A 14,159-nucleotide genomic window follows, 5' to 3' on the forward strand; every position below is an offset into this window, starting at 1 on the left:
AAAGACCTTACTGATAGTACAGCGCGATGCGCTGGCCGGCGTTCTCCATCACCTGGGCCTCGACGCCATAGACGTCGCGGATCACCTCGGGCGTGATGATGACCTCCGGCGGCCCCTGGTGCACCACCCGGCCCTCGCGCATCGCGACGATGCGGTCGGAGTAGCAGGAGGCGAAGTTGATGTCGTGCAGCACCAGCACGATGGTCTTGCCGAACTCGTCCGCGGTGCGGCGGAACAGCTTCATCATCGCCACGGCGTGCTTGACGTCGAGGTTGTTCAGCGGCTCGTCGAGCAGGATGTATTCGGTGTCCTGGCACAGCACCATGGCGATGAAGGCGCGCTGGCGCTGGCCGCCCGACAGCTCGTCCAGGAATCGGCCGGCCAGCGGCTCCAGGTCCAGATAGCGCAGCGCCTGGGCGATGTGCCCGCGGTCGGCGTCGGTCAGGCGTCCCTTGCTGTGCGGGTAGCGGCCGAAGGCGACGAGATCCTCCACCGTCAGGCGGGACATGATCTGGTTGTCCTGGCGCAGGATGGACAGGCGGCGGGCCAGCACCTCGCCCGGCGTGGTGGTCACGTCCAGCCCGTCGATCTCCACCGTGCCCGAGGACATCGGCAGCAGGCGGCTGATGATCGACAGCAGCGTCGATTTGCCCGCCCCGTTCGCCCCGATCAGCGAGATCACCCCGCCCGCCGGCAGGGACAGCGTCACCCCGTCCACCACGACGGTGCCGTTGTAGCTCTTCTTGATGTTCTTGACGTCGATCATCGGGCCGAACCCCGCACCAGGATGAACAGGAAGGCGAGACCGCCCACGAACTCGATGACGATGCTGAGCGCGGCGTTGTAGCCGAACACCCGCTCCAGCACGAGCTGGCCGGCGACCAGCGTCAGCACGGCAAGGAGCACCGCGGCGGGCAGGATCAGCGCATGCCGGTGCGAGCGGATCACCAGATAGGCGAGGTTGGCGACCAGCAGCCCGAAGAAGGTCACCGGCCCGACCAGCGCCGTGGACACCGACACCAGGATGGACACCATCACCAGCACCGCCATCACCGCGCGCCGGTGCTCCACGCCGAGGTTGATCGCGGCGTCGCGCCCCAGCGCCAGCACGTCGAAGGTGCGCCGCCACCGCCAGCCGGCCAGCGACACCGCCAGCACCACCAGCGCCGACACGGCCAGCAGCTCGATGTCCACCCGGTTGAAGTTGGCGAACAGCCGGTCCTGCACGGTCAGGAACTCGTTGGGGTCGATGATGCGCTGAAGGAAGCCGGTCAGGCTGCGGAACAGCACGCCGAAGACGATGCCGACGAGGAGCAGCAGATGCAGGCTGCGCCGGTTGTCGCCGCGTCCCGCCCCGTTGAACAGCCACCAGTAGAGCAGGCCGGAGAAGACGACCATCGACGCCACCTCCACGCCGAAGCGCAGGCGCGGGTCGAGCGACGCCACCAGCCCGCTGCCGAACTGGAAGACCAGCACCGTCTGGATCAGCCGGAAGAGATGGTCGAACCCCATCACCGACGGGGTGAGGATACGGTTGTTGGTGATCGTCTGGAACAGGACGGTCGACACGGCGACGGCGTAGCCGACCAGCACCATCGCGGCGATCTTGGTGCCGCGGAAGGCCAGGATGAAGTCCCACTTGCCGCGCGCGCCCAGCGTCATGAACAGCGCGATCGACAGCAGGGTCAGCGCCGACAGGCCGCCCAGGACCACCATCGGCGACAGGATGCGGCGGTCAGCCGGCATGGCCGTTCCTCCGCAGCAGGAGATAGAGGAACAGGGCGCTGCCGATGACCCCCATCATCGTCCCGATCGGGATCTCGTAGGGATGGATCACCAGCCGCCCGGCGATGTCGCAGGCCAGCACCAGCCCGGCCCCCATCAGCGCGACCCAGGGCAGCGACCCGCGCATGTTGTCGCCGCGGACGAGGCTGACGACGTTGGGAACGATCAGCCCCAGGAAGGGGATCATGCCGCAGGTCGCGATCACCGCCGCGGTGGTCATCGACACGATGACCAGCCCCAGCGCCATCACCTTGCGGTGGTCGATGCCCAGGTTGGTGGCGACGTCCCGCCCCATCCCGGCGACGGTGAAGCGGTCGGCCGCCAGATAGGCGACGCCGGTCAGGGCGGCGCTCAGCCACAGCAGCTCGTACCGCCCCAGAAGGATGGCGGAGAAGTCCCCCGTCTCCCAACCGCGCACCGACTGGATCAGGTCCTGCCGGTAGGCGATGAACTCGGTCATCGCCGTGATGACCCCGCCCAGCATGATGCCGACCAGCGGCACGACCAGCGGCGAGCGCAGCGGCACCTGCCGCAGGATCGCCAGGAACAGCCCCGTCCCGGCCAGCGCGCACAGGCTGGCGACGGCCATGCGCCCGAACACCGGCATCTCCGGCGCCAGCAGCGAGACCATCATCATGCCGAAGATGGCCGATTCCGCGGTCCCGGCGGTGGACGGCTCCACGAAGCGGTTGCGCACCAGCATCTGGAGGAGCAGGCCCGACACCGCCATGGCGGCGCCGGCCAGGATCAGGGCCAGCGTCCGGGGCAGCCGGCTGACCAGCAGGACCTGCGTGGCCTGGTCCGGGGCGTCACCCGGAGTGCCACCGAACAGCGTCGCGAGGCTCACGTCGCTGACGCCGACGAACAGGCTCCAGACGGCCAGCAGGCCGATGCCCACGGTCGCCAGCGGGAGCGTGGCGGTTGGCAGGGTCTTCACGGATCAGGACTTCTTGGACAGCGCCGCCAGGAGGTCGTCCACATCCTGCTGGAGCGCCGCCAGCCCGCCACCGACGATGTACCAGTTGCCGCCGTTCAGGTAGACGACCTGGTTCTTCTGCCAGGCGGTGGTGCGGCGGACGATGTCGTTGTCGAGGAACTGCCGGGCCGGCTTGCCGTCCTGCCCGATGGCGGCGTCGCGGTCGATCACGAATAGCCAGTCGGGGTTGGTCTCCAGGATGAATTCGAAGGAGATGGCCTGCCCGTGGTTGGCGACCTTCAGGTCCGGGGCGGCGGGCTGGATGCCGAACTCCGTGTGCAGGATGCCGAAGCGCGACCCCGGTCCGTAGGCGCTCATCTTGCCGCCGGTGGTCAGGACCAGCAGGCCCTTGCCGGCGTTGCCCGCCACCGCCTTCAGCTCGGCGATGGAGGCGCGCAGCCGGTCCACCTTCTGCTCGACCAGCGCGGTCTTGCCGAAGATGCGGCCCAGCGTCTCGGCGTTGGCGATTGAGCTGGCCAGGAAGTCGTTCTGATCGGTCGTCATGTCGAGCGTCGGCGCGATGCGCGACAGCTCGGCGTATTTCGGAGCGGACCGGCCGCCGGCGATGATCAGGCCGGGCTCGGCGGCGTTCACCGCCTCGTAATCCGGTTCGAACAGCGTGCCGATCTTCGCATAGGACGGCCCGTCATACTTGGCGAGGTGCGGCGGCTTCAGCCCCGTGGGCACCCCGGCGACCGCCACGCCCAGCGCGTCCAGCGTGTCCAGCGAAGTCATGTCGAAGACCAGGACGGGGTCGAGCTTCGGGGGAAGCCGGGTCTCGCCCTGCGCGTGCCGCACCGTCATGTCCTGGGCATGGCCCGCAACGGGCGCCAGGGCGGCGAGGCCGACCACGGCGGCGGTCATGGCGAGGGCGTGGCGTCGGGTCAGCTTCATCCTTGAATCTCCTTCAACTTTGCCGGGACGGCCTATGCCGGAAGGGCGGGCGTACTGTGGTCCGGATTCCTGCGGATCGTCAATGCGAATTGCTCGCATTCGCAGTATGCTTGCCGGACGTAGCTCTAGGGGAGGCCGGTTGCCAGCGGATGTCCGAGGAGAGGATTCTGGTAACAGAGTGTAACAGCTGCCTGGGAGGCGGCGACCGGGGCTTGTTTTGCGATAGTTCACGATATATCTTGAACCTATCGAAACACAGTGGAGCCCCTGTCATGAGGTTTTTCCCGAATCCCTGGTGCGGACGGATGCGCCGCCATCATCCCGGTCCGCACGGCGATGGGCCCCATGGCGGCCCCCATGGTGGCGGTCCCCGTCATGGCGGCGGCCGTCACGCCGCGGAGGGCGGCTGGGGCCATGAGCGTCACGAGCGGCGCGGCGGTCGCGGCGGGCGGCGCGGCGTCTTCGAATCGTCGGAACTGCGGCTGGTCCTGCTGCGGCTGATCGCCGACGAGCCGCGGCACGGCTACGACCTGATCCGCGCCGTCGAGGAGCTGACCGGCGGCGGCTATGTGCCCAGTCCCGGGGTGATCTACCCGACCCTGTCGCTGCTGGAGGAGATGGGCCACATCGCCAAGGCGGACGCCGAAGGCGCGCGCAAGCCCTTCGCCGTGACCGCGGACGGCACCGCCCAGCTCGCCCAGGACAAGGACACCGTCGAGGCCCTGTTCGCCCGCCTCGCCGCGCTGGCCACCCGGCGGGAACACACCGACGGCGCGCCGATCCGCCGCGCCATGGAAAACCTGCGCGCCGTGCTGATGCACCGGCTGGGGCGCGAGGGCGTCGATGCCGACACGGTGCACGCCGCCGTCTCCATCCTCGACGAGGCGGCCCAGCGCATCGAACGTCTTCCCTGATTACAGCGTCACCAAACAGAAGGATGATCATGAGACACGCCAGCAGCGTCCGCGTCCCGACCCCGAACGGCAGCCGCTACCTCCAGCAGCTCTGCAAGCACTGGGCGCACAATCTGACGGTGGAGTACACGCCGGAGGCGGGGAGCGTCGTCTTCCCGCACAACGCCCGCGGCGCCGACTGGCCGGGGGACGCCACCCTGACGCTCCAGGCCCGGCCGGACGCGCTGGATTGCCGGCTGGACGCCAGCTCCGCCGAGCATCTCGCCGCGCTGAAGGGGGCGCTGGAGCGCCACCTCGACCGCTTCGCCTTCCGCGAGGTTCCGCTGGCCTACCCCTGGCATGATGAGGCGGCCTGAGCCGCCTGTTCCCTTTGTCCTTGTTGCGACAGGGGATTTTTGTCACCGGAATGTTCCCCGGCATGCATGGATATGCCTTGAACTCCCCCGCCCGAATACGGGAAGAACCATCCTGAAGGAACAGGGATGGCAGGAGGGGGTAACCATGCCGAAGCGCGGCAATGGGGGGACGGGGCGTTTTTCCGGCTGGCGTGCCGTTGCGGCCGCCTGCGCCGTCGCGGCGCTCGGCGCCTTCGCGCCGGCCGCGTCGGCGGCGGAACTGTCGATCGTCTTCACCTCGACGATGGCCGACATCGAGCCGGTGGAGGGCGAGGGCGGGCTCGCCAACCTCGCCACGCTGCTGCGCACCAAGCGGGCGGAGGGCAACACGCTGTTCCTGCACGGCGGCGCGTCGCTGACCGCGGGCGTCCTGTCCACCTTCGACCGCGGCGCCCACATGATCGACCTGCTGAACGAGCTTCAGCCCGACATGATGGCGGTGACCAAGCGCGACCTCGGCTTCGGCAAGGACGAGCTGACCCTGCGCAGCTACGAGGCGCGCTTTCCCTTCGTCAGCGCCACCACCATCGACCGCAACACCGGCAAGGTGATGGAGGGGCTGGAGCCGTCGGCGCTGCTCGACACGCCGGTGGGGAAGATCGGCGTGGTCTCGGCGATCTCGCCGGAACTGACCGTCCAGTACATCGTGCCGGACATCGAGGTGCGCCCGCCCGCCGCCATCGCCGCGGAGGCCCGCGCGTTGCGCGCCCAGGGCGCCGACTATGTGGTCGCCATCCTGGACAACGCCCCGGAGGCGGTGGAGGCGCTGCGCGGCGAACCCGCCATCGACGCGCTGCTCCAGCTCTCCGCCACCGGCAAGGACGTGCTGGAGGCCGATAAGGGAAAAGTCTTCGGCGTCCACGTCAACGTGAAGGGATCGGCCTTCGTCCTGCGGCTGGACGGCGACGGCAAGGCGCCGCCCGCGCTGGCCGGCGCCGACATCGTGCCGCTCGCCGGGCTGCCGCCGGACCCGGCGATGGAGAAGCGGGTCGGCGTCTATCTGGCCCGGCTGTCGGAACTGCTGGACATCAACATCGGCACGACGGCGACCCCGCTCGACACCCGCCGCGCCGCGGTGCGCACCGGCGAGAACGCCTTCGCCTCGCTGATCGCGGACGCCATGCGCGGCCATTTCAACACCGATGTGGCCTTCATCAACGGCGGCAACATCCGCGGCAACCGCCAGTACGAGGCGGGGACCGTGTTGACCCGCCGCGACATCCAGCGCGAACTGCCCTTCCGCGACACCATCATCGCCGTGACCCTGTCCGGCGCGGCCCTGCGCGAGGCGCTGGAGGTCAGCGCCGCCGGGGTGGACAACCAGAAGGGCAGCTTCCTCCACCCGTCCAACATGGCGGTGGTCTACGACCTGAAGCAGCCGGCGGGCAGCCGCGTGGTCTCCGTCACGGTGGGCGGCAAGCCGCTCGACCCGAACGCCCGCTATTCGGTGGCCCTGCCCAACTATCTGGCCCAGGGCGGCGACGGCTACGGCATGCTGAAGTCGCCGGGCGCCTCCTCGGGGGCCAGCGGCAAACTGCTGTGGGAGATCATGGCGCAGCATCTGACCGACCGGGGCACGGTGTCGCCCCGCATCGACGGCCGCATCGCCGAGCGTTGATGACGACGGAGCCAGCCCCCGCCGCGCCGGTCCCGCGTGCGCCCTTCCGGGGCGGCGTCGGGCGGCGCGTCGGGCTGGGCCTGCTGGTGATGGTGGGGGTGCTGCTCGGCGTGTCGGGTGCGGCACTCTACGATCTGGCGCAGTTCCGGCACGCCCTGTCGGACCTCTCCAACGGGGCGCTGCCGCGCATCACCACCGGGGCGGTGCTGAACGGCGGCCTGCAGCAGGTGCTGTCGCAGGCGACCCGGCTGGGCGTTGCCGCCAGCCATCCCGAGCGGCGGGTCACCCTGGCCGAACTGACGGCCAACCTGACGGCGGTCACCCGGTCGGCCCAGGCCCTCTCCGACATCGAGGGCGGCGCGACGCTGGCCGGCGTGCTGGGAACGCTCGTCCCCACGGTGGCGGATCTCGACCGGCTGGTCGCCGAGCGGATCGACGCGGCGGCGCGCACCGACGACGCGCTGGACGAGACCCGCCGCCTGTCGGCGGAGGCCGGCGCGCTGGTCGCCGCCGTGCTGCCGACGCTGCCGGCGGACCGGCTGGGGCCGCTGACCGCCTGGACCAACACGGTCAACCGGGTGCTGAACGAGAGCACCCACGCCGGCAACAGCCGGTTCCAGCGTGAGATCGCGCGCGCCCAGCGGGATGCAGCGGCGGCGCTGTCGGCCCTGCCGGCGCTCCACGCCGGGTTGCCGGCGGAACAGGCGGAGCGCTTCGCCGCCCTGCACCGGCGGCTGGAGGCGGCGCTGCTCGGCCCTTCCGGCCTGCTGCCCAGCCTGATGGAGCGGCAGGCGGCCATCGCCCGCAGCAAGGCGCTGACCAATCAGGTGCTGGTGATGGTGGAGGAGGTCGTGAAGATCTCCCACGCGCTGTTCGAACGCATCAACGCGGCGGCGGCGGGCGAGGCGAACGGCCTCTCCGAACTGGCCGCCACGCAGAACCGCATCCTGGTCGGGCTGGGGGCGCTGGGCTTCCTGGTGGCGCTTGGCGTGTATCTGTATCTGCGCCGCTTCCTGACCCTGCGTCTGGTCCGGCTGAACGACGCGGTGCTCGACCGGGTGGAGGGGCGGGAGACGCCGCTGCCCGACGGCGGCACCGACGAGATCGCCACCATCTCCCGCTCGATCCGCCACTTCCTCGACGAGATCGCGCGCCGCCAGCAGCAGGTGGAGGAGGCCCGCCGCCGCGCCGAGGAGGCGTCGCGCGCCAAGGGCGATTTCCTGGCGAACATGAGCCACGAGATTCGCACGCCGATGAACGCCATCCTGGGCCTCAGCCACCTCGCCCTGCGCGCCGGGCCGCCGCCGCGCCAGCGCGGCTACCTGACCCGCATCCGTGCCTCGGCCACCGCGCTGCTCGGCATCATCAACGACATCCTCGACGTCTCGAAGATCGAGGCGGGCATGCTGACGCTGGAGCGCGTGCCCTTCGACCTGTCCGCGGTGCTGGACATGGTGGCCGGCACCGCCGCCCTGTCCGCCGAGGAGAAGGGGCTGGTCCTGCGGCTGGAGGTCGCCCCCGACGTGCCCACCGCCCTGCTGGGCGACCCGCTGCGGCTGGGGCAGGTGCTTCTCAATCTCGTCAACAACGCGGTCAAGTTCACCGAGAGCGGCAGCGTGGTCCTCGGCGTGACCGCCGCGCCGCCGGCGACGGGGAAGGATGCGGAGACCGAACTGCGCTTCGCCGTGCGCGACACCGGCATCGGCATGACGGCGGAGCAGGTGGCCCGGCTGTTCCAGCCCTTCGCCCAGGCCGACAGCTCGACCACCCGCCGCTACGGCGGGACCGGGCTGGGGCTGGCGATCAGCCGGCGGCTGGCCGTCATGATGGGCGGCGGCATCGCCGTGGACAGCACCCCCGGCCTGGGCAGCACCTTCCGCTTCACGGTGACGGTCGGCGTGCAGGACGGCGCGGCGACGGCGCTGCCGGCTGTGGCCGATCCAGCCTTGGTCGAACCGGGGCTTGCGGGCTTGCAGGTGGACGAGCCGCTGCGCGGCCTGCGGGTGCTGGTCGCCGACGACAACGCCGTGAACCGGCTGGTCGCGCGGGAACTGCTGGAGGACGCCGGGCTGGCCGTCACCGCGGTGGCCAGCGGCGGGGAGGCGGTGCGGCTGGCGCTGGAACCGGGGGCGGGCTACGCCGCGCTGCTCACCGACATCCAGATGCCGGACATGGACGGTTTCGCGGTGGCGCGGGCGATCCGCCGCCAGTGCGGCCCCGACCGCCTGCCGATCATCGCGATGACCGCCCACGCCCTGGAGGAGGAGCGGCGGCGCTGCCTGGACGCGGGCATGGACGACCACATCGCCAAGCCGGTGGAGCCGCACCGCCTCGTCGCCGTGCTGAACCGCCGGCTGAAGCCGTTCGGGCGGCGGGAGGCTCTGCCGGTTGCCAAGGCCGCGGCGATGGAGGCCGGACATTCCGGAACGCTGCCCGACTCGCTGGAGGGGTTCGACCTCGCCCCGGCGCTGGCGCGGATGAACGGGCGGGCGCTCACGCTGCGCCGGGCGATCCTGGACTTTCTCGACCGCTACGGCGACGCGCCGGTCCGGCTGGAGCATCTGCGCCGCGCGGGAGACGGGCCGGCGATGGAGCGTTACGCCCATGGGCTGCGCGGCAGTGCCGGGACGGTCGGGGCGATGGCGGCCAGCGCGGCCGCCGCGGCGCTGGAGCTGGCGGCGCGCGAGGAGCGGTGGGACGCGGTGCCGGCGCTTGTGGCCGACCTGTCCGCCGCCCTCGGCCCCGCGCTGGCCTCGGCGGAAACGCTGCGCGCCCTGGAAATGGCCGCGGAGGGAGCGCCGGACGTGCCGGCGGCCCGTCCGGACCGTCCGAACGGCGGGGAGGAGGCGTTGCGCTTGCTGGAGGAGGCGCTGCGCAGCGGCAGCCTGTCGGCGGCGGCCCGCTTCGCCGCTCTGCGCGGGCTGCTGGCCGGGCACGGCCATGACGAGGCGTTGGACAAGGTGGGGCGGGCCGTGGAAGCGTTGGACTTCGCCGCCGCCCGCGCGGCGCTGGAGCGGCTCGCCACCGCATGGACCAGGGAACGGGACCGGGAGACGACGCCGTGAGCGGTGGTCACATTCTGATCGTCGATGACGACACGACCAACATCCGCGCGCTGGCCAGCGTGCTGGAGGACCGGCACGAGGTGCGCTTCGCGACCTCCGGGCGCCGCGCGCTGGAACTGGCCTCCGCCGACCCTCCGGAGCTGGTGCTGCTCGACGTGATGATGCCGGGGCTGGACGGCTACGCGGTGTGCCGGCTGCTGAAGACCGATCCGGCCACCGCCGACGTCCCGGTGATCTTCATCACCTCCCTCTCCAGCCCGGAGGAGGAGGCCTTCGGGCTGGAGACCGGGGCGGTCGATTACGTGACCAAGCCCTTCAGCCCGGCCATCGTGCGCGCCCGCGTCGCCACCCACCTGTCGCTGCGCCGGGCCAACCGCAGCCTGAAGGACGAGAACGAGCATCTGGAGGCGCTGGTCCGCGAGCGCACGCGCAAGCTGGCCCAGGCCCAGCGCGAGAAGATGGCGGCGCTGCGCCAGATGGTCGCCGGCGTGGCCCACGAGATCAACACGCCCATCGGCGTGGCGCTGGGCAGCGCGTCCCACCTCGGCGACCGGGTCGCCGCGATGACGGAGCGGCTGGCCGCCAACCAGCTCCGCCGCGCCGAGCTGGAGCGCTTCCTGGCGAGCGCCGGAGAGCTGGCCGCCCTGCTGTCCAGCACCATCGCCCGCGCCGGGGAGATCGTGCGCTGCTTCAAGGGGGTGGCGGCGGACCATGGCGGGCTGCGCCAGACCATCGCGCTGCGGCCCTTCCTCGAACAGGTGACGGAGAGCCTGCGCCCGCAGTGGGAGCCGCTGGGGCATCGCATGGCCGTGGACTGCCCCGCCGACCTGCGCATGGTCAGCAACCCGGCGATCCTGTCCGCGATCCTGGAGCAGCTCGTCCGCAACGCGCTGGAACACGCCTTTCCGGCGGGGCGGCACGGGCTGGTGACGGTCGGGGCCGCGGCGTCGGGGCCGGAGATGGTCCTGCTGTCCGTCGCCGACGACGGCGCCGGCATCGCGGAGGGCACCGCCGGGCGCATCCTGGAGCCCTTCTTCACCACCCGCCGCGGCACCGGCTCGGTCGGGCTGGGCCTGAACATCGTGGACAATCTGGCGTCGGACCGGCTGGGCGGCTCCTTCACCATCGCCTCGCGCTCCGGGGGCGGCACCCTGGCGACGTTGCATCTGCCGGTCCGCACCCCGCCGGATCTGTAGGCGGAACCCCGCCCTCACTCCGGCACCAGCACCGCCCCGCCGGGATTGTCGGTGACCGCGAAGGTCTCGAAATACTCGATCTCCGGGTCGGTGCCGTAGCGCCGCCGGATGCCGTCCAGCCACGGCCCCTGGTAGAAGCGCTGGGCGTCCTCCCGCTTTTCCCACTGGTAGACTCCCCCGGCGGTGCCGCTTTCGCTCCAGATGAATTGCTTGCGGATCAGGCCCGGCACGTCCCCGAAACCCGGCGCGATCGACAGGAAATGCGCCCGGCAGTCCTCGCGCCCGATCGCGGCGGGCAGGCGGTAGCGGACGATGGCGGTGATCATGGGGTCCCTCCGTGCGTTGTTTCTCTACTTCATGAGTTGACATTATAGAGCGAGGCCGTTGAATATAGTCCACGAAAATCATGTATTCACATTTGTAATAAGTGAATACGTCTCGATCGAAGGACGACGACCATGAGCACGCATCGGAACGGTTCGGGGATCTCGACGCTGGCGCCCTCGCGGCGCGGGCTGCTGAAGGTGGCGGCGGCGGGCGCGGTGGCGCTGCCCTTCGCGGGCGTGGCGTCCCGGCTGGTCGCCGCCCCGACGCCCGCCACGCTGAAGCCGCTGAAGCTCGCCTGGAACACCGGCGCGGTGTGCGGCGCTCCGGTCGCGGTGGCCAAGCACAACGGCTTCTTCGAGAAGCACGGGCTGGACGTGGAGTTCGTCAACTTCGCCGGCACGACGGAGCAGCTTCTGGAAGCGCTCGCCACCGGCAAGGCCGACATCGGCCACGGCATGGCGCTGCGCTGGCTGAAGCCGCTGGAGCAGGGCTTCGACGTGCGCATCATCGCGGGCGTGCATGGCGGCTGCATGCGGCTGCTGGCCGCCAAGAACGGCGGGATCACCAGCCTCGCCGGGCTGAAGGGCAAGACGGTGGCGATCAGCGACCTGTCCAGCCCGGCCAAGCACCTGTTCTCCATCCAGCTCGCCAAGCAGGGCATCGATCCGAACAAGGACGTGGAATGGCGCGTCTTCCCCGGCGACCTGCTGGCCATCGCGGTGGACAAGGGCGAGGCGCAGGCCGTCGCCCACTGGGATCCGGTGACCTACAATTTCCTGAAGTCCGGCACCCTGGTGGAGATCTCCACCAACCTCTCGGGCGAGTTCGCCAACCGCGTCTGCTGCGTGCTCGGCGCGCGCGGCAGCCTGCTGCGCGAGGACAAGGCCGCCGCCGCCGCGGTGACCCGCGCCGTGTTCGAGGCGCAGCACTACGCCGCCGCCAACCCGGTGGAGGCCGCCAAGGTCTACCAGCAATACTCGCCCAAGAGCAGCATCGAGGACCTCGCCGCCCAGCTCAGCAGCCAGACCCACGACCACAACCCGGTGGGCGCCGACATCAAGCGCGAGATCGCGCTCTACGCGGAGGAGCTGAAGAGCGTGCAGGTCTTCAAGCCGGGCACCGACACGGCGAAGTTCGCCGACCGCGTCTACGCCGACGTGCTGGGCTGAGATGAGCAGCCTCGATGACGCCGCGGCGCTGGCGGCGGGCGGGGGCGCGGCGGCGGACCACGGCCGCTCCCCCGCGGCCCCGCGCCTGTGGCTGGGCGGGCTGGCGGCCAGCGCGGTCTGGCTGGCCGCCGCCGCCCTGACCGCCCTGTGGCCGGAAACGGAGGAATGGACGCGCACCGGCGAGTTCGCCAGCCTGCTGGCGGTCGTCGGCGGCGCGCTGGCCTTCGCCGTGCCGCTGCTCCGCCTGTTCGGCGCGGCGGGGGAGCGGCTGCGCGCCGCGGCACCCTGGCTGGTGGTGCTGGCGCTCGGCGTGATCGGCTGGGAGCTGGTCACCGCCAAGCTCGACCTGCTGCCGCGCCCCTTCTTCGCGCCGCCGCAGGCGCTGCTGGAGGTCTATCTGGACGAGTGGCCGCGCCTGCTGGAATGCACCGTGGCGTCGCTGAAGCTGCTGCTGCTCGGCTATGGGATCGGCGCCTTCGTCGGCTTCGTCACCGGCGTGTCCATCGGCTGGTCGCGGGCGGTGGGCTACTGGGTGCATCCGGTGCTGCGGCTGATCGGGCCGCTGCCGGCCACGGCGTGGCTGCCCATCGCCTTCTTCGCCTTCCCGTCGAGCTGGAGCGCGAGCGTCTTCCTGATCGCGCTGGCGACCGGGGTGCCGGTGACCATCCTGACCTGGTCGGGGGTGTCCGGCGTCAACCCGGCCTATTACGACATCGCCCGCACGCTGGGCGCGTCGGCGCGCTTCCTGGTGCTGAAGGTGGCGGTGCCGGCGGCGATGCCGCACGTCTTCGTCGGCCTGTTCATGGGGCTCGGCGCCTCCTTCGCGGTGCTGGTCGTGGCGGAGATGATGGGGGTCAAGGCCGGGCTCGGCTGGTACCTGCAATGGGCGCAGGGCTGGGCGGCCTACGCCAACATGTACGCGGCGCTGCTGGTGATGGCGCTGGTGTGCTCCAGCCTCGTCACGCTGCTGTTCAAGGCGCGCGACCGGCTGCTCGCCTGGCAGAAGGGATTGCTGAAATGGTAGCGCTCGAACAGGAATTGCCGGCGGGTCTGGAGCTGGAGGTCCAGGGCGTCAGCCACGCCTTCGACCTGCACGGCGCGCCGCTGCCCGTGCTGGACACGGTCAGCCTGCACGCCAAGCCGGGCGAGTTCGTGGCGCTGCTCGGCCCGTCGGGCTGCGGCAAGTCCACGCTGCTGCGGCTGGTCGCCGGGCTGGAGCCGCCGCGTTCGGGCCGGATCCTGGCCGACGGGCTGCCGATCACCGGGCCGCACCCGTCGCGGGTGGTGGTCTTCCAGGACCCGACGCTCTACCCCTGGCGCACCGTCTGGGACAATGTGGCGCTGGGGCTGGAGGCGCAGGGCGTGCTGCGCCAGCGCCGCAACCGGGTGGACGAGGCGTTGCGGCTGGTCGGGCTGGACGGCTTCGCCAAGGCCTACCCGCATCAGCTCTCGGGCGGCATGGCGCAGCGCGCGGCGCTGGCCCGCGCGCTGGTCAACGACCCGCGCCTGCTGGTGCTGGACGAGCCGCTCGGCAAGCTCGACAGCCTGACCCGCATCCAGATGCAGGGCGAGATCGTCGCGCTGTGGCGGCGGGCCGGCTTCACCACGCTGCTGGTGACCCACGACGTGGAGGAGGCTCTGCTGATGGCCACCCGCGTCATCGTGTTCAGCGAGCGCCCGGCCCGCATCAAGGCGGAGATCGTCGTCGACCGTCCCTATCCCCGCCACCGCGACGACCCGGTGCTGGTGGAGCTGCGCCACAAGGCGCTGGAATTGCTGGGCCTTGCCGGGAGCTGGTAAGGGCGCTTGCCCCCACCCCA

Annotated in this window: 13 protein-coding genes; 8 read left to right on the plus strand and 5 right to left on the minus strand. The window is 71.0% G+C overall.

Annotated features, from left to right (window positions below; genetic code table 11):
• Positions 1-7: 7 nt before the first annotated feature.
• From TSH58p_RS26255 to TSH58p_RS26270, 4 genes are read right to left on the minus strand one after another with little or no spacing between them, the layout of a single operon-like run.
• The gene (locus TSH58p_RS26255; RefSeq protein ID WP_109071433.1) at positions 8-766 is read right to left on the minus strand and encodes an ABC transporter ATP-binding protein; all 759 of its coding nucleotides are present in this window, start codon (positions 764-766) and stop codon (positions 8-10) included.
• A complete protein-coding gene (locus TSH58p_RS26260; protein ID WP_204165725.1) occupies positions 763-1,746 on the minus strand; it encodes an iron chelate uptake ABC transporter family permease subunit in 984 nt (327 codons plus the stop codon). The genes TSH58p_RS26255 and TSH58p_RS26260 overlap by 4 nt, the downstream gene beginning before the upstream one ends.
• Positions 1,736-2,713 (minus strand): ABC transporter permease, encoded by a 978-nt coding sequence (locus TSH58p_RS26265; protein ID WP_109071476.1) that lies wholly within the window; start codon positions 2,711-2,713, stop codon positions 1,736-1,738. Before TSH58p_RS26265 ends, TSH58p_RS26260 begins: the two co-directional genes overlap by 11 nt.
• A 12-nt stretch (positions 2,714-2,725) precedes the next feature.
• Positions 2,726-3,655: a siderophore ABC transporter substrate-binding protein gene (locus tag TSH58p_RS26270; protein WP_109071434.1), complete on the minus strand. Its 930-nt coding sequence runs from the start codon at positions 3,653-3,655 to the stop codon at positions 2,726-2,728.
• Between the two features lie 272 nt (positions 3,656-3,927).
• Between TSH58p_RS26270 and TSH58p_RS26275 the strand changes: the two genes are divergently transcribed.
• The 5 genes from TSH58p_RS26275 (at position 3,928) to TSH58p_RS26295 (ending at position 10,843) form a co-directional block, all read left to right on the plus strand.
• The gene (locus tag TSH58p_RS26275) at positions 3,928-4,569 is read left to right on the plus strand and encodes a PadR family transcriptional regulator (protein ID WP_247874185.1); all 642 of its coding nucleotides are present in this window, start codon (positions 3,928-3,930) and stop codon (positions 4,567-4,569) included.
• 29 nt (positions 4,570-4,598) lie between these two features.
• A complete protein-coding gene (locus TSH58p_RS26280) occupies positions 4,599-4,925 on the plus strand; it encodes a DUF2218 domain-containing protein (protein ID WP_109071478.1) in 327 nt (108 codons plus the stop codon).
• 145 nt (positions 4,926-5,070) lie between these two features.
• Positions 5,071-6,582 (plus strand): bifunctional UDP-sugar hydrolase/5'-nucleotidase, encoded by a 1,512-nt coding sequence (locus tag TSH58p_RS26285; protein WP_109071436.1) that lies wholly within the window; start codon positions 5,071-5,073, stop codon positions 6,580-6,582.
• On the plus strand, positions 6,582-9,647 hold the full coding sequence (locus tag TSH58p_RS26290; protein WP_247874186.1) for an ATP-binding protein: 3,066 nt from the start codon (positions 6,582-6,584) through the stop codon (positions 9,645-9,647). Before TSH58p_RS26285 ends, TSH58p_RS26290 begins: the two co-directional genes overlap by 1 nt.
• The gene (locus TSH58p_RS26295) at positions 9,644-10,843 is read left to right on the plus strand and encodes a sensor histidine kinase (protein WP_158282638.1); all 1,200 of its coding nucleotides are present in this window, start codon (positions 9,644-9,646) and stop codon (positions 10,841-10,843) included. Before TSH58p_RS26290 ends, TSH58p_RS26295 begins: the two co-directional genes overlap by 4 nt.
• Positions 10,844-10,857: 14 nt before the next feature.
• Here the strand turns inward: TSH58p_RS26295 and TSH58p_RS26300 are convergent, their stop codons facing one another.
• Positions 10,858-11,169 carry a hypothetical protein gene (locus tag TSH58p_RS26300; RefSeq protein WP_109071439.1) on the minus strand — a complete coding sequence of 104 codons (312 nt, stop codon included), beginning with the start codon at positions 11,167-11,169 and terminating at the stop codon, positions 10,858-10,860.
• 132 nt (positions 11,170-11,301) lie between these two features.
• Here TSH58p_RS26300 and TSH58p_RS26305 point away from each other — a divergent pair, with 132 nt between their 5' ends.
• The 3 genes from TSH58p_RS26305 to TSH58p_RS26315 are packed head-to-tail and all read left to right on the plus strand — an operon-like array spanning position 11,302 to position 14,139.
• Positions 11,302-12,339, plus strand: a complete 1,038-nt coding sequence (locus tag TSH58p_RS26305) for an ABC transporter substrate-binding protein (protein WP_109071440.1) — start codon at positions 11,302-11,304, stop codon at positions 12,337-12,339.
• Between the two features lies 1 nt (position 12,340).
• The gene (locus tag TSH58p_RS26310; protein ID WP_109071441.1) at positions 12,341-13,363 is read left to right on the plus strand and encodes an ABC transporter permease; all 1,023 of its coding nucleotides are present in this window, start codon (positions 12,341-12,343) and stop codon (positions 13,361-13,363) included.
• Positions 13,357-14,139 (plus strand): ABC transporter ATP-binding protein, encoded by a 783-nt coding sequence (locus TSH58p_RS26315; protein WP_109071442.1) that lies wholly within the window; start codon positions 13,357-13,359, stop codon positions 14,137-14,139. Before TSH58p_RS26310 ends, TSH58p_RS26315 begins: the two co-directional genes overlap by 7 nt.
• The last annotated feature ends 20 nt before the right edge of the window (positions 14,140-14,159 follow it).

It is taken from the genome of Azospirillum sp. TSH58 (assembly GCF_003119115.1).
Taxonomy (GTDB): Bacteria; Pseudomonadota; Alphaproteobacteria; order Azospirillales; family Azospirillaceae; genus Azospirillum.